This window comes from Acidovorax sp. SUPP3334 (genome assembly GCF_030159055.1).
Taxonomy (GTDB): domain Bacteria; phylum Pseudomonadota; class Gammaproteobacteria; order Burkholderiales; family Burkholderiaceae_C; genus Paracidovorax.
The window spans coordinates 39,742-58,294 of record NZ_BQXQ01000014.1 but is presented as its reverse complement, the minus strand read 5'-3'; the positions used below and the strand labels follow the sequence as shown (position 1 = coordinate 58,294).

The window sequence follows — 18,553 nt, the reverse complement described above, 5'->3', positions numbered from 1 at the left end:
AAGGCCAAGGTGCAGGACCTGTTGCAGCGCACCGGCCGCATCCTCACCCAGCGCACCAAGGACAAGAACAAGCTGTACGCCCTGCACGCGCCCCAGGTGGAGTGCATCTCCAAGGGCAAGGCCAGGACACCGTACGAGTTCGGCGTGAAGGTCAGCATCGCCACCACGCTGAAGGAAGGCCTGGTGGTGGGCATGAGAAGCATGCCGGGCAACCCCTGCGACGGCCACACGCTGGCCCAGACGCTGGAGCAGGTGGGAATCCTCACCGGCACGGACAGGCCGCCGGCCACGGCCATCGTGGACAAGGGCTACCGGGGCGTGCAGATCGAAGGTGTGCGCATTCTGATGTCAGGCCAAAAGCGTGGCATCACCCGAACGCTCAAGGCCATGATCAAAAGGCGCAGCAAGCCCTGCACCAACCCCAGGCTCTGGCGCAGGGCCAGACCGAACAGGCACTCGATGCTCAGGCAAAACTCAATCGCCGCATCGCTGAAGATGGGCTGGCGACCGCGTTTGCCACTGGCCGGCGCGTACCACTGCATGTCCTTGTCCAGCCAGATCGTCAGCGATCCTCTCGCTTTGAGCGCGGCGTCGTACGCCGCCCAGTTCGTTGTCTTTTAGCGCTGCTTGGCGCCCCTTGGGTTCACTCATCGGCCTAGGCTAACCGTTCGACTGGCCGTGTTTGTGCGACAAAGCCGTGTAAACCCTCCCATGCCGGGTGGCCGTGCGGGCGACAGGACTCCTAGAATTCCGCAGGCACTGTCGTTGTGCCTGACCAGCGCCGCTGCGGGCCGCCCGTCGGCCGGCTTGGCCCGCGATCCATTCCAAGGAGATCCCTTGCCGCCACGGCTTGCGAGATGGCGCGACCGCGCCCTGTTCCGTACCCCCTCCCGCGTGATCGATAGGCTGCTGGGCGACGACCGGCACCTGCGCGTGCGCACGGCCATGGCCGGGTTGGCGGGGCTGCTGATGCTGTGCTGCGTGGCGGCGATGCACATCGTGGCGCGTGCGGGCATGGCCGATCAGGGGTGGGTCAATCTGTGGACGCTGTTTTGCGTGTCGGGCCTGGTGGGCGTGTTCGCGCTGATCCGCAGCGGCCGGTCGCGGCGCTTTCGCGATCCCTCGCTCACGCTGTTCCAGATGCTTTACGCCGTGGCCTGCAATGCCGCGGCCTTTGCGATCGCGGGGCCGGCGCGGGGCATCACGCTGCCGATCCTGGCGGTGATCCTGATGTTCGGCATTTTCGGGCTGTCCACCCGGCAGATGGTGGGCGTGCTGTTCTATTCGCTGGCCGCCTTCGGTGCGGGCGGCGTGCTGGCCGAGCTGCACGAAGACCTGCACCAGGGCCGGGCGATGGCCACGGCCTACGCGATCATGATTTTGGTGGTGCTGCTGGGCAGCACGTTTCTCACCACGCGCGTACAGGCCACGCGGCAGGTGCTGCGCCGGCAAAAGCACGATCTGGCCGCGGCGCTGGAGCACATCCGCGAGCTGGCCACGCACGATGAGCTGACCGGGCTGCTCAACCGCCGCCACATGCTGGAGCTGATGCGGCTGGAGCAGCGCCGCGTGGCGCGCAGCGGCCATCCGCTGGTGCTGGTGCAGCTGGACCTGGACCATTTCAAGGCCGTCAACGACACCCACGGCCACGCGGCGGGCGATCGGGCTCTGCAGGCCTTCGCCCATGCGGTGAAAGCCTGCGTGCGCGATTCCGACGTGCTCTCGCGCTGGGGCGGCGAGGAGTTCGTGCTCATGCTGTGCAACACCCGGCCGGACGATGCCAGTGCGCTGCTGGAGCGCGTGCGCCGTGCGGTGTCGGCACTGCGGGTCGAACTGCCCGGCTTGCAGCCCATCCACCTCACGGTGTCCATCGGCCTGGCGCTGTACGGGGCGGGCGAATCGGTCGAGCAGACGCTGGAGCGGGCTGATCGCGCGCTCTACACGGCCAAGGCCCAGGGCCGCGACCGGGTGGTGTGGGCGCCGCCCGCCTGATGCGACTGTGCGCCCGAGGCGATCGGGTGCGGCCGTGCAGTTACGATCCCCGCCATGACCACGCGCTACGAGACCCTGCCCCAGCCCACCACCTACCGCGAGGCGTTCGGGGTGGAACCCCCCGAAGCGCCGGGCGAGCGCTACGTGAAGCCCCGCAAGCCCGGCTTCTTCATTCGCGCCGTGGCGCCGCCACCCGGCGCTGCGGAGCCGGAGAACCCCGAGGCCCCGGCCCCCGATGCCACGGCAGATGCCGAGGCGGATGGGCAAGCCGATGGAGAAACCCTCGACGTCCTCGACGCCCTCGAAACCTCCGGCGCCCTGGTCCCATCGACCCCCGCGCTGGCCCGAGAACTGGTGCACGCCCAGTGGGGGCTGGTGCCGCATTGGGTGAAGTCGGCCTCGGACGGGCGGCTGCGGGCGCCCAAGCTGGTGAACGCGCGGTCGGAGACGGTCTCGACCGCCACGCCGTTTCGCGAGGCGTGGCTCAAGGGCCAGCGCTGCATCGTGCCGATGGCCGCGTTCTTCGAAGACGACTGGCGCAGCGGCAAGGCCGTGCCCACGCGCATCGCCCGCGTGGACGGCCAGCCGATGGGCGCGGCGGGGCTGTGGGCCCGCTGGACCGGGCCCGACGGCGAGGAACTGATCAGCTACACCGTGCTCACCGTGAACGCCAACAGCCATGCGCTCATCCACCGCTACCAGCCGCCCGGTAGCGAAAAGCGCATGCCGGCGCTGCTCAACGAAGGCGCCTACGGGGCATGGCTGTCGGCCCGACCGGCAAAGGCGCGCGAGTTCATGCGCCAGTACCCGGCCAACTGGCTGCTGGCGAACCCCGTGGAAAGCAAGGCCGACAAAGGGCCACGCGCGTTCCTCTGACGGGGCCCGCCTCCTGTGCGGGAGAGGCGGTTCGTGCCCCTTTCGGCGCAAGGCGCGCCGAGGGGCCGGAGCCTTTCCATATATTTGCTCACTAATTGATAGCGATATGCCGGCGTATTGATTGCGCTGGAGGCTGATTTGGCTCCAAGGTTCGGCGACCGGGGCAGCGCGAATCGAGCCATCGGCGCAGGGCCACGTGGGCCGGCACGGCGTGTTCGGGGCTTTCGTTGAACAGCTCGTGGTACGCCGATGGGTACCCCTTCGCCTGCACCACGGCCGGTGGAGCGGCGGCGGCGAAGGCGCGGCTGCCGGCGGGATCGACCAGGCGGTCGGCCCCGGCCCACAGCAGCAGCGTGGGCACCTGCCATTGCGCGGCGTGCGCCACCACGGCCGGGCCGCTGCGGGCGATGAAGCGCGCCAGCCGGGCGCTGATGCGGTCGTGGCAGCGCGGGTCGGCGCGGTAGGCCGCGGCCACGGCAGGGTCGTGCGACAGGTACGACGCGTCGAGCCCGCTGCCCAGGCGCAGGTCGGGCAGCAGGCGGGGCAGGGTGGCCACGAGCAGCTTCTGCCACGGGTTCAGGCCCGGATCGAGTGCGGGGGACGACAGCACCAGCGCCTGCACCGGACGCAGCGCCAGCGCGACGAAACGCGCGGCCACCAGCCCGCCCAGGCTGTGGCCCAGCAGCACCAGCGGCTGGCCGGCCGGCATGCGGGCCCGCGTGGCATCGACGATGTCGGCCAGGTCCACCAGCAGCCGGTCGGTGGTGGTCAGGCCGCCGCGCGGCCCGCCCGAATCGCCATGGCCGTACTGGTCGTAGCCGCGCACGGCCAGGCCCCAGGCGTTCAGCTGCCGGGCGAGCCGGTCGTAGCGGCCCACGTGCTCGCCCAGGCCGTGCACCAGCAGCACGGTGCCGCGGGCGGCCGCATGGGGCAGGGGCCAGTCCTGCACGGCCAGGTTCTCGCCGTCGGCCGCGGTGAAGGGGGACAGCGAGGACGGGGCGTCGGGCTCGAACATGCCGAAAAGCAGGGCGCTCGCGGGCGCGCTCAGGCGGCTTCGGCCGCGCCCTGCGCGTCGGCCGGCAGGCAGGCGATCACCTGGGCCACGGCGGCGGTGAGCTTCTTGGCGTAGGGCACGTGCAGGAACTCGTTGGGGCCGTGCGCGTTGCTCTTGGGGCCGAGCACGCCGCAGACCATCATCTGCGCCTTCGGGAAGCCCTGGCTCAGCATGTTCATGAGCGGAATGGTGCCGCCCTGGCCGATGTAGCCGCACGGCGCGCCGAAGTGCGCCTGGCTGGCGGCGTTCAGCGCGCCTTCGAACCATGGCGCCGTGTCGGGTGCGTTCCAGCCGCTGGCCGCGCCGCCGCCCTCGAAGGTGACCCTGGCCTGGTAGGGCGCGTTGTCCTCCAGGAGCGCTTTCATTTCCTGCACGCACTGCGCCGCGTCCACCAGCGGGGGCAGGCGCAGGCTGAGCTTGAAGGCGGTGTAGGGGCGCAGCACGTTGCCCGCGTCCTTGAGGGCCGGAAAGCCCTCGGCGCCGGTCACGCTCAGCGTCGGCTCCCACGTGCGCTTGAGCAGGGCCTGCACCGGGTCGGTGGTGGTGGGCAGCGCGAAGGTGGTGGAGCCGCCGCAGTCGTAGTGCGCCCAGGGAAAGCGCTTGTACACCTCTTCGCCCAGGATGGCGGCGGTGGCGCGGGCCTGTGCCAGGCGGTCGCCGGGCACGTCGCAGTGGAAGCTGGCGGGCAGCAGGCGGCCGGTGGCGCTGTCTTCCAGCCGGTCCAGCACCTGCCGCATGATGCGAAACGACGAGGGCACCAGGCCCGACGAGTCGCCCGAGTGGATGCCCTCGGTCAGGATCTCCACCTTGAGCGTGCCGCTGGCCATGCCGCGCAGGCTGGTGGTGAGCCACAGCTGGTCGTAGTTGCCGGCGCCGCTGTCCAGGCAGATCACCAGCGCCACGTCGCCCATGCTGGTGCGCAGCAGGTCGATGTAGGGCAGCAGGTCGCCCGAGCCGCTTTCCTCGCAGGTTTCGATCAGGCCGACGATGCGCGGGTGCGGCACGTTCTGGCGCTTGAGTTCCTGCACGGCGGCCACGCTGGCATACACCGCGTAGCCGTCGTCGGCGCCACCGCGGCCGTAGAGCTTGCCGTCCTCGTACTTGGGCGTCCAGGGGCCGAGGTCCTTGCGCCAGCCTTCGAACTCGGGCTGCTTGTCCAGGTGGCCGTACATGAGCACCGTCTGGCTCGACCGGGGCTGCGTGGCGGCCACTTCGAAGAACAGCACGGGCGTGCGGCCGGGCAGGCGCACGATTTCCAGCGTGAGGCCTTCCACCTTCTGGGCCTCGACCCAGCTGGCGGCATTGCGCAGCACGCGGTCCAGGTAGCCCAGCTGCTCCCAGTCGGGTGCGAAGCCGGGGGACTTGGCGGGGATTTCGATGTATTCGGTGAGCTGGCGCAGGATGTCGCCGTCCCATTGGCGGCTCACGTGGGCCAGGGCTTCGGCGGGTTGAAGGAGATCGGGGGCGGTGCGGGCGTTCATGGCGGTTCCTCGGGGGGCGTTCCAGGGAAAGATCCTGCCACCGGCCGCGGCATCCGGCTGTCGCGCCGGTGCGTGGCCGTTCACCGGTCCGGTGGAGGGAGGGTTTCCGGATTGTCGTGCAGTGCGGACAAGGGCACCACCCCGCGCAGATCGCCCGCGACGGCAACGCGGTTGCGCCCGCTGCGCTTGGCTTCGTACATCGCGCGGTCGGCCGCGGCGATCAGCATGTCCCAGCTGTCGTCTTCCTCGATGCGCCCGCCGAACACGCCGATGCTCAGGGTGACCGGCACGGTGTGCCCGCCGATCTCGAAGCGCGACTGCTCGACCGCGCGGCACAGGGCGATCGCCAGCTGCCGCGCGCCATGCAGCGGCGTGTCGGGCAGCAGCACCAGAAATTCCTCGCCGCCGTAGCGCCCGATCATGTCCTGCGCCCTCAGGCGCTCGCCCATCGCATCGACCACGCTGCACAGCACCTGGTCGCCCACGAGGTGGCCCAGCCCGTCGTTGATGCGCTTGAAGTGGTCGATGTCCACCATCATCAGCGACAGCGGCTCGCGCGTGCGGATGGCCCGGGACATGTCGCGGGCCAGGGCGTCGATGGTGGCGCGGCGGTTGGCCACCCCCGTGAGCGGGTCGCGCGCGGCCATGCGGCGGTTGGTTTCGTCCGCCCGGTCGCGGGCCATGAAAATGAAGCCGAACGACGATGCCTGCACGCTGATGAAGGTGGACAGGAACGTGGCGTGCTGCAGCCAGTTGCCCTCCAGCAGCCCGTTCAGCGGCATGGCGCCCGTCAGGGCCGCCGCGGCCCGCACCACCAGCACCGCCATCTGCAGCACGATGCCCGCCACGACCAGCATGGCGCCCCGCCCGGGGGAGGGAAAGCGCCGGAGCGTCCAGAGCACCATGGCCAGCTGCACGGGGTAGATCACGCCCGCGAGCACCAGGCGCATCTCGTAGTTCTGGATGAACGCGAGAAAGAGCGCCAGCGTGGCCCCGACCGGCCCCAGCAGCCAGGCCCAGGGCATCGGGCGGCGGTGGAACTGGCACACGGCGGCCAGCAGGCAGGCGAACACGCTGGACAGCAGGCCGTTGGCGACGACGATGGACACCGCATCCGGTACGCGGCCGCGCAGCGCGAGCAGCACGTAGGCCAGCGACTGCAGCACCAGGGCGGCGGCCCACAGGCCCAGCCCTTCGCGGCGGCGTTCATGGCCGACCAGCACCAGGCCGGCCGCCATGACGACGGAACCGATGACGGTCATCGCCAGCAGCGTGGGCAGATCGATGGCGAATTGGGGCATGGAAATCCGGTGGGCCAGCCGGCCGTGGCTCGGGGGCCGCAGCATAAACCACTGCCCGCGCTGCCGCGATCGCACCCGCGCCAGCCGCTGGAGCGATGGCCGTAAGCCCGCTGTCCCGCCGCGCCCCGCCGCCCCCCGCCGACGCCCGGTTCGGCCGCCTGCTGCTGGCGGCCGATCAGCGATCAGCCGGCCGCCAGGGCGGGCCGTGCCGCGAGCGCCGGCGACGCCCCGGTCAGGCGGAACACCTGCACGGCACTGGCCAGCTGCGCGGCCTGGTCGCGCAGGCTCTGCGCCGCGGCGGCCGATTCCTCCACCAGGGCGGCGTTCTGCTGCGTCATCTGGTCAAGCTGGTTCACGGCCGTGTTGACCGTGCCGATGCCTTCCGACTGCTCGGACGCGGCTGCGGTGATCTCCCCGATGATGTCGCCCACCCGCTGGACCGAGCCCACGATCTCACCCATGGTGCGCCCGGCATCTTCGACCAGCCGCGTGCCGGCCTCCACCCGTGCCACCGAGCTGCCGATGAGGGCCTTGATCTCCTTGGCCGCCTCGGCGCTGCGGCCGGCCAGACTGCGCACCTCGCTCGCCACCACGGCGAAGCCCCGGCCCTGCTCGCCGGCCCGGGCAGCCTCCACGGCGGCATTGAGGGCGAGGATGTTGGTCTGGAAGGCGATGCCGTCGATCACCCCGATGATGTCCGCGATCTTGCGCGAGCTGGCGTCGATGTCGGCCATGGTGGACACCACCTCGCCCACCACGCGCCCGCCGCGCTGCGCCACCTCGGCGGCCGATCCCGCCAGCTGGTTGGCCTGGCGTGCCGCGTCGGCCGACTGCCGCACCGTGCCGGTGAGCTGCTCCATGCTCTGCGCCGTCTGGGCGATGCTGCTGGCGGCGTTCTCGGTGCGTGCCGACAGGTCCTGGTTGCCGGTGGCGATCTCGGCGCTGGCGGTGGTGATGCTGTCCACCGCCGTGCGCACCTGCTGCAGCACCTGCAGGTAGCGCTGGCGCATGCCTTCCACCTCGCGCACCAGGGCGCCCATTTCGTCGGTGCGGCGGGTTTCGAACGCCTGCGTCAGGTCGCCCTGGGCCACCAGGGTCACCGCGCCGGTCAGCTCGCGCAGCGGCTCGCTCACGCCGCGGCGCACCATGAAGAAAATGCCCGCGCCCACCACGCCCACGGCCAGCGCCATCACCAGCCCTATCGCCGCCATGGCGCGCCGCTGCTCCGCCAGGGCCTCGTGGTCCGACACCTCGGCCACCACGTACCAGCCCGAGCCGGTCTTCATGCGCAGGGCCCAGGGGTCCGCGCCCTGGCCCGGCAAAAGGGCCAGGGCCTGATCGACCACGCCCTCGCCGCCGGCTCCCAGGGTGGCGAGAAAATCCCCGGCCTGCGGGTAGGCCTCCAGCACCTTCTTGCCCTGCGCCGTGGGGTGCACCACGAACAGCGCGTCCTGCGGACTGCGGCGCGGGTCGATCACGTACATGCCGCCGTGCTCGTAGAACTTCGTGCCGGCCACCTGCTTTTGCATCTGCTCCTGGAACGCGCCGAGGTCGTTGCCCACGAAGAGGATGGCGATCACCTTGCCAGCGGCGTCTTTGATCGGTGCGTAATGCGCCATGTAAGGCTTGCCGAACAGCGTGGTGCGCCCGGTATAGGGCTGCCCCGCCAGCATGGGCGGATAGGCGGGGCTGGTCCGGTCGAGCAACGTGCCCTGGGCGCGCTCGCCCTTCTCGTTCTTGACCGAGGTGGTGATGCGCACGAAATCGTCGCCTTTGCGCGCGAACACCGTGGCCACGCCGCCGGTGTCCTGGCTGAATTTGTCCACCGTTCCGTAGTCGTCATTCACGGCGATGCCGAAGCTGCTCAACTGGCCAGTGGCCTCGTTCAGCTGCATGCCGGGATCGAAGGCGCGCTGAAAGGCCAGGGCCGAGCGCTGCACCAGCTCGCGATTGGCCTCGTCCACCGCATCGAGCGACTGCGTCACCGCATCGACCGCGTCGCGCACGCCTTCGGCGATCTGGCTGCGCGCTGCGCGGTTGGTGACGACCGAGATGGCCAGGCTCACCGCCACGAGGGCCAGGGCCACCAGCCCGATGGCCAGCAGAGTGACGCGGCGGGCAACGGAGCGGGCCCGGACGGAAGGGGTCATGGCGAATCCTTGGACGGTCTCAGAGGAGGGGGCGGGTGAGATCGTCCCCATCGTAAGCAACCGTAACGCCGGCCGGATGAAGGCATTCCTTTAAGGGAATACCCTGGAGCGCGAAGCGATATCGAGCCCGTGCTGCTGGGGGGTTACCCATCGAATGGGCCTCCAGCGCATATTCATCTAGGGGGTATTGCTATTAATTTAGTAGCAATTGGACGAGGGCACGCCAGGCGTCCTCGCGCGCTTCGCTCCTGGTTGACCGGCCTCCTTCTGACCAGGCCGCACCGTCCCAGGCCTTGGCTGAACCCTCAGGCGTGCTCGAAGTGAAAGACCGCCGTTCCCGCCATCGCATTGGGCAGAAACCGCACCTCGCGCCCGTCCTGCAGGCCGAAGGCGTCGATCACGCGCAGGGCGTTCTTGTGCGCCAGCACCTCGAAGTCCTTGAACGTGCCCACCCGGATGTTGGGCGTGTCGTACCACTGGTAGGGCAGCCGGCGCGTGACGGGCATGCGCCCGCGCAGCACCGACAGCCGGTTGGGCCAGTGCGCGAAATTGGGAAACGCCACCACGCCCGCGCGCCCCACGCGCGCCGTCTCGCGCAGCATCACCTCGGTGTTGCGCAGGTGCTGCAGCGTGTCGATCTGCAGCACCAGGTCGAACGAGTTGTCGCCGAACATCGCGAGCCCCTCCTCCAGGTTGAGCTGCACCACGTTGACCCCGCGGCGCACGCACGCGAGCACGTTGGCATCGTCGATCTCGATGCCGTAGCCCGTGCAGCCGCGCTCGCGCTGCAGGTAAGACAGCATCGCGCCATCTCCGCAGCCCAGGTCCAGCACCCGCGCGCCGTGCGGCACCAGCCGGGAAATCGCATGCATGGTGGCTTTTTCGGTCATGCGAACTCCTTGGCGATGCTGTCGAAATACGAGCCGATGACGCCCATGTAGCGGGCGTCGTCGAGCAAAAAGGCGTCGTGCCCGTGCGGTGCGTCGATCTCGGCGTAGCTCACGTCGCGACGGTTGTCGAGCAGCGCCTTCACGATCTCGCGGCTGCGCGCGGGCGAAAAACGCCAGTCGGTGGTGAAGCTCACCAGCAGGAACCGGGCGGTGGCGCGCGCCAGGGCCCGCGTCAGATTGCCGCCATAGGCGAGCGCCGGGTCGAAGTAGTCGAGCGCGCGGGTGATCAGCAGGTAGGTGTTGGCGTCGAAATACTCGCTGAACTTGTCGCCTTGGTAGCGCAGGTAGCTCTCGATCTGGAACTCGATGTCCTGCGTGCTGTAGCGGTAGCCGGCTGCGGCCGGCGCAACGGCGGGCGTGCCTGCCGGCAGCGTTTCTTCCATCACCGTCTGGCGCAGCTGGCGGCCGAATTTCTCGTTCATCACGTCGTCCGACAGGTACGTGATGTGGCCGATCATCCGCGCGATGCGCAGGCCGCGCTGCGGGATCGCCCCGTGCCGGTAGAAATGCCCGCCGTGGAAGTCCGGGTCCGTCACGATGGCCCGGCGCGCCACCTCGTTGAAGGCGATGTTTTCCGCCGTGAGGTTGGGGGCGCTCGCCACCACCACCGCATGGCGCACCCGCTCCGGGTACTGCAGCGTCCACGAAAGCGCCTGCATGCCGCCCAGGCTGCCGCCCAGCACCGCCGCGAGCTGCTGCACGCCGATCCGGTCCAGCAGCCGCGCCTGCGCGTTCACCCAGTCTTCCACGGTGACCACGGGGAAGTCGGCGCCGTACACCTCGCCGGTGTCCGGGTGCGTGTCCATCGGCCCCGTGGAGCCGAAGCACGAGCCCAGGTTGTTGATGCCGATCACGAAAAAGCGGTTGGTGTCCACCGGCTTGCCCGGGCCGATCATGTTGTTCCACCAGCCCTCGCTCTTGGGCTGGCCCTCGTACACGCCCGCCACATGGTGCGACGCGTTGAGCGCGTGGCACACCAGCACCGCGTTGGATCGGTCGGCGTTGAGCGTGCCGTAGGTTTCGAAGGCGAGGGTGTAGTCGCGGATCGTGCCGCCGCCTTGCAAAGGCAGTGCGTCGGCGAAATGCAGGGACTGTGGCGTGGCGATGAAGGACATGAAAAAACCCGGCATCGCTAAAAACGAGGCCGGGTCGGTGTTTCTGTCACTTTGCGGACGGGTCTTTAGCGGTATTTATAAAGCGCCCGCAAGCTGTGGCAAATCGGCGCGAGGGTCACTATACCAAAGCCGAAGCCGCGGCGGCCGGGGATTTTTCAGGGCGCGGGCGCCAGCAGCGCGGCGACGCCCAGCCCCAGGAAAATCACCGCCGACACCACGTGCACCGCACGGATCGGCACCCGCCGCGTGATGCGGTCACCCAGCCACACCACGGGCGCGTTGGCCAGCATCATGCCCAGCGTCGTGCCGGCCACCACCCACCCGTACGCGGTGTAGCGCGCGGCCAGCATCACCGTGGCGACCTGTGTCTTGTCGCCCATCTCGGCGAGAAAAAACGCGATCAGCGTTGTGCCGAACACGCCAAAGCGCGGTGCGCCGCCCGCGTCGTCCTCGTCCAGCCGGTCGGGAATGAGCATCCACACCGCCATCGCGATGAACGACAGCCCCAGCCCCCATCGCAGCACCTGCGGGCCTACCACCGTGGTCACCCAGGCGCCCACCGCGCCCGCCAGCGCATGGTTGGCTAGCGTGGCCGCAAAAATGCCGAGCACGATCGGCCACGGCTTGCGGAAACGTGCCGCGAGAACGAGGGACAGGAGTTGGGTTTTGTCGCCCATCTCCGCGAGGGCGACGATGGCGGTCGAAACGAAAAAGGCTTCCATGGGGCTAGGAGTTGTCCGGCCGGACAGGTCGCAGAACATTGACTGCACCCCGACTCCGGCCTTTTGGATCGGTGCGCAGTCAATGGTCTCGCCCAGTTCGAATGAACCGCATGCACCACAGGCCGAGGAGGCCCGAGTTTGTTGATGCATGCCCCCGTGCGGTCTGTGCGCCGGGCGGGCTACTCCCCAAAGACGGGCCGATTGTAACGATCTGCTTCCTGTTGTTGGGGTAAATACCCACAAGAAACGTTGCAACTGCGCCAACTTTCGTGCTTAGACCACGAATAGATGGTTAATAATGGGCCTTGCCTTTCTGCCAAGCAGGAACGCAAGTAGCGGTGATTGGTCGGTTTCGCGTCTTTGAAGTCGTCACAGGTTTGTTGATTGCGTCGGGCTCCATCGCGTTTTCTTGTTTTTTTAGGAGTCCTTCATGGGCAACAAACTCTACGTGGGCAACCTGCCCTATTCTTTCCGCGACGACGACCTGCAACAAACGTTCAGCCAATACGGCGCCGTGCAAAGCGCCAAGGTCATGATGGAACGTGACACCGGCCGCTCCAAGGGTTTCGGCTTTGTCGAAATGGGCAGCGATGCCGAAGCACAAGCCGCCATTCAAGGCGCGCACGGTCAAAATTTCGGCGGCCGTGACCTCGTGGTCAACGAAGCTCGCCCCATGGAGCCACGTCCTCCCCGTAGCGGTGGCGGCGGCTTCGGTGGCGGCAACGGCGGTGGCGGCGGTTACGGCGGCGGTGGTGGCGGCGGCCGTAGCTTCGGCGGTGGTGGTGGTGGTGGTGGTTACGGCGGTGGCCGCAGCAGCTACTAAGCCAAGCTCCAGCAGCTTATCGAAAAGGGTTCTTCGGGACCCTTTTTTCATGGCTGAGCCAGAGTGATTCTCCCGACTTCAGTGCCTTGCTTTTTTGCGAAATTTATGGCCCATAATGCATCGGCGAGATTTTTTTCGCGTCGACGTTTGCGGGGATCCGTCAGTTTCGCGCATAGGACATCTTTGTGATTCACTGGCTGCGTTTTCGGGACTCCATCGCTTTATCAATGTGTTTTTGAGGAGTCCCGTAATGGGCAACAAACTGTACGTCGGCAATTTGCCGTACTCGGTGCGTGACAGTGACCTGGAGCAGGCTTTCGGCCAATTCGGAGCCGTGACCAGCGCCAAGGTCATGATGGAGCGCGATACTGGCCGCTCCAAAGGCTTCGGTTTCGTCGAGATGGGCAGCGACCCTGAAGCGCAAGCCGCTATCCAAGGCATGAATGGCCAACCGCTCGGCGGCCGCAGCATCGTTGTGAACGAAGCGCGTCCCATGGAGCCCCGTCCCCCACGCAGTGGTGGATTTGGCGGCGGCGGTGGTGGCGGAGGCTACGGCGGTGGCGGTGGTGGCCGCAGCGGTGGCGGAGGCTACGGCGGCGGTGGTGGCCGGGGTGACGGCGGAGGCGGAGGTTATGGTGGTGGCGGCGGCCGTGAAGGCGGCGGCGGATATGGCGGCGGTGGTGGTGGCCGCGGTGATGGCGGTTTCCGCAGCCCCTACGGCTCCGGCTCGCGCAACGGCGGCGGCGGTGGCCGCAGCGGTGGTGGCGGTGGCGGCTACGGTGGTGGTGGCGGCAGCAGCGGTTACTGAGATATTTCTTCAACGAGAGACAGACCCGGCACGGGTGGTCTCCCGGCAAAAAGGCTCCCTCGGGAGCCTTTCTTCGTTGCGGAGCGTACACCTCCCATAGCGGCCGTCATGCGGCTCAGTGCGGCGAGGCGCCGTCCTTTTGCCGGTGCTTGCGCGGCCGGCCGGCCAGCAGCCTGTCGAACAGCGCATTGGGCAGCACGCGCAGCAATTTGGCCACCACGCCCATTTGCCAGGGAATGACGCGGTAGCTGGCGCCGGCGCGGATCGCGGCAAAGGCCCGGTCGGCAAAATCCTGGGGTTGCATCAAGAAGGGCATGGCGTAGCGGTTCTGGCGGGTGAGCGGGGTGTCGATGTATCCCGGGCACAGCGTGACCACCCGCACGCCCGAGGCGCGCAGTTCTCCCCGCAGGCTTTCGCAGTAGCTGATGACGGCCGCCTTGCTGCCGCAATAGGCGCCATGGCCTGGCAGGCCTCGGATGCCGGCCACGCTGCCGATGCCGACCAGCGCTCCGCTGCCCCGCTGCACCATGCCGTCCACGAACGGCTGAAAGGTCGCCGCCATGCCGATGTTGTTGGTGGCGAAGGTGCGCGCCATGACCTCGATGTCTTCGCGCGCGGCGGTGTCCATGCCCACGCTGATGCCGGCATTGGCGATCACGACGTCGGGCAGTCCTTGCCGTGCGATGCAGTCCTGCCCTGCTGCGACGATGCTGTCAGGCCGTGCCACGTCGGCGCTATAAATTTCATAGCTATGTGCCGGGAGGTTGCTTGCGCTGGCCCACGATTGGGTCTCGGCCGTGCGGCGTGCGACCAGCGCCAGCCGGTAGCCCGCCTGGTGAAAGCGCAGGGCGAGCGCCTGGCCGATGCCGCTGGAGGCGCCGGTGATGAACACCAGTGGGGTGGACGTCATGGAAGCTCCTGAGGGGGTGTGGCCGCCCGCATGCACGGCGTTGTTTGCCACGTTACTTGCCGGCCGGCGGCATCAGCATGCCCTTCACGCGGCCTTGCAACTGCATGATCTGGCTGAGGTTGTTGTAGTCCATGGTGTCGGCAGTGAACTGGTCCTTGCCCCGCGTCAGGGTCACCGGCTGGTTCGATTGCACCCGTTCGTCGTTGAGCCATGCGTGAAGGAACTCCCCCCGGAACTGCAGGCGCGGCAGCGGCTCGCGGCCGGGCCGGGTGAGCGGTTCGCGGGTGACGATGGCGTTGCCGAACAGCTGCACTTCGGAGCCGTCCGCATTGGTGAGCCCGCGGTCGGCGGTGGCGATGGTCAGCCGGCCGTCTGGCGCCACCGAACGCATGTGGACCTTGTCGATCTCCAGCGTGTCGGTGTCCAGGTAATGGCGCGCCAGATCGCCGCGCACGTCGCTTTGCAGCCGGCCGGTGGCGTCGAAGCTTTTGACCGAAAAGGTCTTCATGAAATAGTCCGGCTCGTGCGTGGGCGGGCGTTCCTGCACGGGTTTGGTCGGTGTGGGGGCATTGCGCACCAGCCACCACGTGCCCAGCGCCATGAGCGCCATGAGCGCCACGGGCAGGTAGATGGACAGCCGGTCCCAGCCCCGGCGCAGCGTGGCGATCATTCGGCGTAGGCCTCCAGCAGTTGGGCGTAGCGCCCGCTGGCCACCAGCAGCAGGTCGCAGAATTCGCGCGCGGCCCCGGCACCGCCCGCTGCGGTCGTGATGTGGTGGGCCACGGCACGGGCTTCGATGTGGGCGTGGAAAGGGGCGCAGGCCAGGGCGCAGCGCCGCATCATGGGCAGATCGGGCCAGTCGTCGCCGATGGCGGCGGCCTGCGCCCAGTCCAGGCCCAGTTCCGCCAGGATCGATTCGGCGGCCGGGCGTTTGTCTTCGGTGCCGAAGCGGGCGTGCACCACGCCCAGGTTTTTCAGGCGCAGGCGCAGCGCGGGGGCATCGCGACCGGTCACGATGGCGGGTGTGATGCCGGCTTTTTGCAGCAGCTTGATGCCGTGGCCGTCCAGGGTGTGAAACCGCTTGAGCGTCTCGCCGGTTTCGCTGAAATACAGGCCGCCATCGGTCAGCACGCCGTCCACGTCGAAAAATGCCACGCGCACGCCTTGAGCGCGCAGCAGCAGTTGCGCATCGAAGCGCAGGGCGGGCCGAAGGGGCGGCAGCGGAGCGATGGGCGTCTCCATCAGATGACCTTGGCGCGCATCAGGTCGCCGATGTGCACCACGCCGATGAGGACGCCATCCGCGTCGGCCACGAGCACGCTGGTGATGGCATGGCGCTCCATCATCTCGGCGGCGTCCACAGCGAGGGCATCGGGGGCGATGGTGCGAGGCCCCGCGTGCATGACCTCGCCGGCCGTGGCGCCGCGCAGTTCGGCGCCGGCCTCGATGCGGCGGCGCAGGTCCCCGTCCGTGAAGATGCCGAGCACGTGGCCCGCCGCATCGACCACGGCCGAGGCGCCCAGGCGCTTGGCGCTCATCTCGCGCATCAGTTCGCTGAACGAGGCATCGGGCGCCACGCGCGCGATTTCGTCGCCGGAGCGCATGACATCGCTCACGTGCGTGAGCAGCTTGCGCCCCAGGGCACCGCCGGGGTGGGAGCGCGCGAAGTCTTCGGAGCGGAAGCCGCGAGCATCCAGCAGGGCGACGGCCAGCGCGTCGCCCATGGCCAGTTGCGCGGTGGTGCTGGCGGTCGGTGCCAGGTTCAGCGGGCAGGCTTCGCGGTCCACGCTGCAGTCCAGCACCAGATCGGCGTGGCGCGCCAGCGTGGATTCGAGACCGCCGGTCATGGCCACCAGGGGCACGCCCAGGCGCTTGAGCACAGGCAGCAGCACGGTGAGTTCGGCGCTTTCGCCGCTGTTGGAAATGCCCAGCACCAGATCGCCGGTGGTGACCATGCCCAGATCGCCATGGCTGGCTTCCGCCGGGTGGACGAAGAAGGCGGGAGTGCCGGTGGAGGCGAGCGTGGCGGCGATCTTGCGGCCGATGTGGCCGCTCTTGCCCATGCCCATGACCACCACGCGCCCGGTGGTCGCCAGCATGCGCTCGACGGCGCTGGCGAAGCTGGTGCCCACGCGGGCCGACAGTCCGGCCAGGGCAGCCGCTTCGATGTCGAAAGTTTCACGGGCCAGGCGCAGCGCCTGGTCGGCTTGGAAGGTCGCAGGCGCGGCAGGGGCGGAAAGCATGCGCGGATTCTATCGGCCGGGCCATGGACCTGCGCCGCGCCTGGGCTAGCATCCATGCATGTCGTCACTCGCCCTCACGTTGCTTTACCTGCTGGCCGCCGTATTGGGCGTGGTGGCCTGCCGCAGCCTGAAGCTGCCGCCGATGCTGGGCTATCTGGCGGCGGGCATCCTGATCGGGCCCCATGCGCTGGCGCTGGCCCAGAACTCCGAAGGCGTGCGCCACCTGGGCGAGTTCGGCGTGGTGTTCCTCATGTTCGCCATCGGCCTGGAGTTCAGCCTGTCCAAGCTGCGCGCCATGCGCAAATTCGTATTCGGCCTGGGGTTGATGCAGGTGGCGCTGACCATGGCGGCGGCCATGGCCGGCGTGCTGCTGCTGTCGCGCCACGTGGGCGGCATCTGGGACATGGGCTGGCAGACGGGGCTGGCGCTGGCCGGTACGCTGGTGATGAGCAGCACGGCCATCGTGGTCAAGCTGATGGCCGAGCGCGCGGAGCTGGAGAGCGAGCACGGCCGCCGCATCCTGGGCATTCTGCTGTTTCAGGACTTGGCCGTGGTGCCGCTGCTGGTGCTGATCCCCGCGCTGGGCTCCCGGCCGGACCAGCTGTTCGTCGCACTCGGGCTGGCGCTCCTCAAGGCCACGGTGCTGGTGGGCCTGCTGCTGGCGGGCGGTCAGCGGGTGATGCGCTGGTGGCTCACGCTGGTGGCGCGCCGCAAGAGCGACGAGCTGTTCATGCTGAACCTGCTGCTCATCACGCTGGGGCTGGCCTGGCTCACCGAAGTGGCAGGGCTGTCGCTGGCGCTGGGCGCCTTCATCGCGGGCGTGCTGGTGTCGGAAACCGAATACCGCCACCAGGTGGGCACGGACATCCGCCCGTTCCACGATGTGCTGCTGGGCCTGTTCTTCATCACCGTGGGGATGATGCTGGACTGGCATATTCTGCTGGAGCGCTGGGCGCTGGTGCTGCTGCTTCTGATCGTGCCGCTCCTGATCAAGATGGGCGTGATCCTGCTGCTGGCGCGCGGCATGGGGGCCACCACGGGCGTGTCGCTGCGCACGGGGCTGTATCTGGCGCAGGCGGGGGAGTTCGGCTTCGTGCTGCTGTCGCTCACGCAGGAGCATGGGCTGGTGCAGCCCGCGCTGATGAACCCCATCCTCGCCGCGATGGTGCTGTCCATGCTGGCGACGCCGTTCCTCATCCTGTACAGCAACCGCATCGTGATGAAGCTGGTCGCCAGCGACTGGCTGCAGCAATCGCTGCAGATGACCACCATTGCGCGCAAATCGATCAACACCAGCAAGCACGTGCTGATCTGCGGCTACGGCCGATGCGGCCAGAACCTGGCGCGCATGCTGGAGCGCGAAGGCATTCCCTACATGGCGCTGGACCTGGACCCCGACCGCGTACGCCAGGCCGCAGCCGCGGGCGATTCGGTGGTGTACGGCGATGCCACGCGGATGCAGGCGCTCATGGCCGCCGGCCTGGTGCGCGCCAGTGCCGTGGCTGTGACCTACCTCGACATTCCCGCCACGCTCAAGGTGCTGGCCAACACGCGCGAACACGCGCCGCAGGTGCCGGTGGTGGTGCGCACGCAGGACGACCAGTACCTGGACAAGCTCCAGGCCGCCGGCGCGACCGAGGTGGTGCCCGAAGCCATCGAAGGCTCGCTCATGCTGGCCAGCCATGCGCTCGCCCTGGTCGGCGTGCCCATGCGGCGGGTGCTGCGACTGGTGCAGGACCAGCGCGATGCGCGCTACAACCTGCTGCGTGGCTATTTCCATGGTGCGGACGACGACACCGTCTCCGAGCGCGACCAGGAGCGGCTGGCGTCCATCACGCTGCCTTCCGGCGTGCATCCGCTGGGTCAGGCGCTCGGGCAACTGGCGTTGCAGGCCATGGGCGTGCGGGTCGTGAACCTGCGCCACAAGGATGGGCGCATGTCCCAGCCGGACGATGCGGCCGTGCTGGCCGAAGGCGACACACTCGTGCTTTCGGGCCACCCTACGGCGCTGGCGCTGGCCGAGGACGCCCTGCTGCGGTCCTGACAGCAGTGCTGCCGGCGGTTCTGGCAGATGCCTGCGACTGCCGGCCGATACACTGCATGGCTCCTTCTTGTCCCGGCCGGGCGC

16 protein-coding genes, 2 pseudogenes and 1 riboswitch are annotated in these 18,553 nt (G+C 68.5%); of the genes and pseudogenes, 6 read left to right on the top strand and 12 right to left on the bottom strand.

Going from position 1 to position 18,553, the window contains the following annotated elements:
* Nucleotides 1–15: 15 nt before the first annotated feature.
* A pseudogene (locus AVHM3334_RS10060) lies at nt 16–405 on the top strand (transposase); the annotation flags it as partial.
* On the opposite strand, the pseudogene AVHM3334_RS10055 reads toward AVHM3334_RS10060, so the two are convergent.
* A pseudogene (locus AVHM3334_RS10055) lies at nt 396–617 on the bottom strand (transposase); the annotation flags it as partial. The pseudogenes AVHM3334_RS10060 and AVHM3334_RS10055 sit on opposite strands and share 10 nt — an antisense overlap.
* A 220-nt stretch (nt 618–837) precedes the next feature.
* On the opposite strand from AVHM3334_RS10055, the gene AVHM3334_RS10050 reads away from it, so the two are divergent.
* Nucleotides 838–1,992, top strand: coding sequence for a GGDEF domain-containing protein (locus AVHM3334_RS10050; protein ID WP_284411971.1), 1,155 nt, complete (start codon nt 838–840; stop codon nt 1,990–1,992).
* Between the two features lie 54 nt (nt 1,993–2,046).
* Nucleotides 2,047–2,868, top strand: coding sequence for an SOS response-associated peptidase (locus AVHM3334_RS10045; protein WP_284411894.1), 822 nt, complete (start codon nt 2,047–2,049; stop codon nt 2,866–2,868).
* Between the two features lie 91 nt (nt 2,869–2,959).
* Here AVHM3334_RS10045 and AVHM3334_RS10040 read toward each other — a convergent pair whose 3' ends face one another.
* The 7 genes from AVHM3334_RS10040 to AVHM3334_RS10010 all read right to left on the bottom strand — a co-directional run bounded on the left by AVHM3334_RS10040 (nt 2,960) and on the right by AVHM3334_RS10010 (nt 11,641).
* Nucleotides 2,960–3,883, bottom strand: a complete 924-nt coding sequence (locus AVHM3334_RS10040) for an alpha/beta hydrolase (RefSeq protein WP_284411892.1) — start codon at nt 3,881–3,883, stop codon at nt 2,960–2,962.
* A gap of 29 nt (nt 3,884–3,912) precedes the next feature.
* Nucleotides 3,913–5,403, bottom strand: coding sequence for a M20 family metallopeptidase (locus tag AVHM3334_RS10035; protein ID WP_284411890.1), 1,491 nt, complete (start codon nt 5,401–5,403; stop codon nt 3,913–3,915).
* 80 nt (nt 5,404–5,483) lie between these two features.
* A complete protein-coding gene (locus AVHM3334_RS10030; protein WP_284411888.1) occupies nt 5,484–6,704 on the bottom strand; it encodes a GGDEF domain-containing protein in 1,221 nt (406 codons plus the stop codon).
* Between the two features lie 182 nt (nt 6,705–6,886).
* Nucleotides 6,887–8,854, bottom strand: coding sequence for a methyl-accepting chemotaxis protein (locus tag AVHM3334_RS10025; RefSeq protein ID WP_284411886.1), 1,968 nt, complete (start codon nt 8,852–8,854; stop codon nt 6,887–6,889).
* Between the two features lie 305 nt (nt 8,855–9,159).
* On the bottom strand, nt 9,160–9,744 hold the full coding sequence (metW, locus tag AVHM3334_RS10020; RefSeq protein WP_092742452.1) for a methionine biosynthesis protein MetW: 585 nt from the start codon (nt 9,742–9,744) through the stop codon (nt 9,160–9,162).
* Complete coding sequence (gene metX / locus AVHM3334_RS10015) at nt 9,741–10,919, bottom strand: homoserine O-succinyltransferase MetX (RefSeq protein ID WP_284411884.1); 1,179 nt, start codon at nt 10,917–10,919, stop codon at nt 9,741–9,743. The genes metW and metX overlap by 4 nt, the downstream gene beginning before the upstream one ends.
* Before the next feature lie 155 nt (nt 10,920–11,074).
* Nucleotides 11,075–11,641, bottom strand: coding sequence for a TMEM165/GDT1 family protein (locus AVHM3334_RS10010; RefSeq protein WP_284411882.1), 567 nt, complete (start codon nt 11,639–11,641; stop codon nt 11,075–11,077).
* A gap of 8 nt (nt 11,642–11,649) precedes the next feature.
* A riboswitch (yybP-ykoY riboswitch) is annotated at nt 11,650–11,841 on the bottom strand.
* Between the two features lie 230 nt (nt 11,842–12,071).
* Here AVHM3334_RS10010 and rbp (AVHM3334_RS10005) point away from each other — a divergent pair.
* Both rbp (AVHM3334_RS10005) and rbp (AVHM3334_RS10000) read left to right on the top strand, forming a co-directional pair.
* Nucleotides 12,072–12,464: an RNA-binding regulator gene (gene rbp, locus AVHM3334_RS10005; protein WP_284411881.1), complete on the top strand. Its 393-nt coding sequence runs from the start codon at nt 12,072–12,074 to the stop codon at nt 12,462–12,464.
* A 250-nt stretch (nt 12,465–12,714) separates the two neighbouring features.
* On the top strand, nt 12,715–13,272 hold the full coding sequence (rbp, locus tag AVHM3334_RS10000) for an RNA-binding regulator (protein ID WP_284411879.1): 558 nt from the start codon (nt 12,715–12,717) through the stop codon (nt 13,270–13,272).
* A 115-nt stretch (nt 13,273–13,387) separates the two neighbouring features.
* Here the strand turns inward: rbp (AVHM3334_RS10000) and AVHM3334_RS09995 are convergent, their stop codons facing one another.
* Genes AVHM3334_RS09995 through AVHM3334_RS09980 form a run of 4 tightly spaced genes read right to left on the bottom strand, consistent with a single transcriptional unit; the run spans nt 13,388 to nt 16,425 of the window.
* Nucleotides 13,388–14,182, bottom strand: coding sequence for an SDR family oxidoreductase (locus tag AVHM3334_RS09995; protein WP_284411877.1), 795 nt, complete (start codon nt 14,180–14,182; stop codon nt 13,388–13,390).
* A 52-nt stretch (nt 14,183–14,234) separates the two neighbouring features.
* Entirely contained in the window at nt 14,235–14,852 is a 618-nt protein-coding gene (gene lptC / locus AVHM3334_RS09990) for an LPS export ABC transporter periplasmic protein LptC (protein ID WP_284411875.1), read from the bottom strand.
* Complete coding sequence (locus tag AVHM3334_RS09985) at nt 14,849–15,424, bottom strand: KdsC family phosphatase (RefSeq protein WP_284411873.1); 576 nt, start codon at nt 15,422–15,424, stop codon at nt 14,849–14,851. The genes lptC and AVHM3334_RS09985 overlap by 4 nt, the downstream gene beginning before the upstream one ends.
* Nucleotides 15,424–16,425, bottom strand: coding sequence for a KpsF/GutQ family sugar-phosphate isomerase (locus AVHM3334_RS09980; protein ID WP_284411871.1), 1,002 nt, complete (start codon nt 16,423–16,425; stop codon nt 15,424–15,426). The genes AVHM3334_RS09985 and AVHM3334_RS09980 overlap by 1 nt, the downstream gene beginning before the upstream one ends.
* Nucleotides 16,426–16,483: 58 nt before the next feature.
* On the opposite strand from AVHM3334_RS09980, the gene AVHM3334_RS09975 reads away from it, so the two are divergent.
* A complete protein-coding gene (locus tag AVHM3334_RS09975) occupies nt 16,484–18,469 on the top strand; it encodes a monovalent cation:proton antiporter family protein (protein ID WP_284411869.1) in 1,986 nt (661 codons plus the stop codon).
* Nucleotides 18,470–18,553 lie beyond the last annotated feature (84 nt).

Coding starts and splice junctions, on each gene's coding strand:
- AVHM3334_RS10045 (WP_284411894.1), top strand. CDS start 2,047: ATGACCACGCGCTACGAGACCCTGCCCCAGCCCACCACCTACCGCGAG.
- AVHM3334_RS10040 (WP_284411892.1), bottom strand. CDS start 3,883: ATGTTCGAGCCCGACGCCCCGTCCTCGCTGTCCCCCTTCACCGCGGCC.
- AVHM3334_RS10035 (WP_284411890.1), bottom strand. CDS start 5,403: ATGAACGCCCGCACCGCCCCCGATCTCCTTCAACCCGCCGAAGCCCTG.
- AVHM3334_RS10030 (WP_284411888.1), bottom strand. CDS start 6,704: ATGCCCCAATTCGCCATCGATCTGCCCACGCTGCTGGCGATGACCGTC.
- AVHM3334_RS10025 (WP_284411886.1), bottom strand. CDS start 8,854: ATGACCCCTTCCGTCCGGGCCCGCTCCGTTGCCCGCCGCGTCACTCTG.
- metW (WP_092742452.1), bottom strand. CDS start 9,744: ATGACCGAAAAAGCCACCATGCATGCGATTTCCCGGCTGGTGCCGCAC.
- metX (WP_284411884.1), bottom strand. CDS start 10,919: ATGTCCTTCATCGCCACGCCACAGTCCCTGCATTTCGCCGACGCACTG.
- AVHM3334_RS10010 (WP_284411882.1), bottom strand. CDS start 11,641: ATGGAAGCCTTTTTCGTTTCGACCGCCATCGTCGCCCTCGCGGAGATG.
- rbp (WP_284411881.1), top strand. CDS start 12,072: ATGGGCAACAAACTCTACGTGGGCAACCTGCCCTATTCTTTCCGCGAC.
- rbp (WP_284411879.1), top strand. CDS start 12,715: ATGGGCAACAAACTGTACGTCGGCAATTTGCCGTACTCGGTGCGTGAC.
- AVHM3334_RS09995 (WP_284411877.1), bottom strand. CDS start 14,182: ATGACGTCCACCCCACTGGTGTTCATCACCGGCGCCTCCAGCGGCATC.
- lptC (WP_284411875.1), bottom strand. CDS start 14,852: ATGATCGCCACGCTGCGCCGGGGCTGGGACCGGCTGTCCATCTACCTG.
- AVHM3334_RS09985 (WP_284411873.1), bottom strand. CDS start 15,424: ATGGAGACGCCCATCGCTCCGCTGCCGCCCCTTCGGCCCGCCCTGCGC.
- AVHM3334_RS09980 (WP_284411871.1), bottom strand. CDS start 16,425: ATGCTTTCCGCCCCTGCCGCGCCTGCGACCTTCCAAGCCGACCAGGCG.
- AVHM3334_RS09975 (WP_284411869.1), top strand. CDS start 16,484: ATGTCGTCACTCGCCCTCACGTTGCTTTACCTGCTGGCCGCCGTATTG.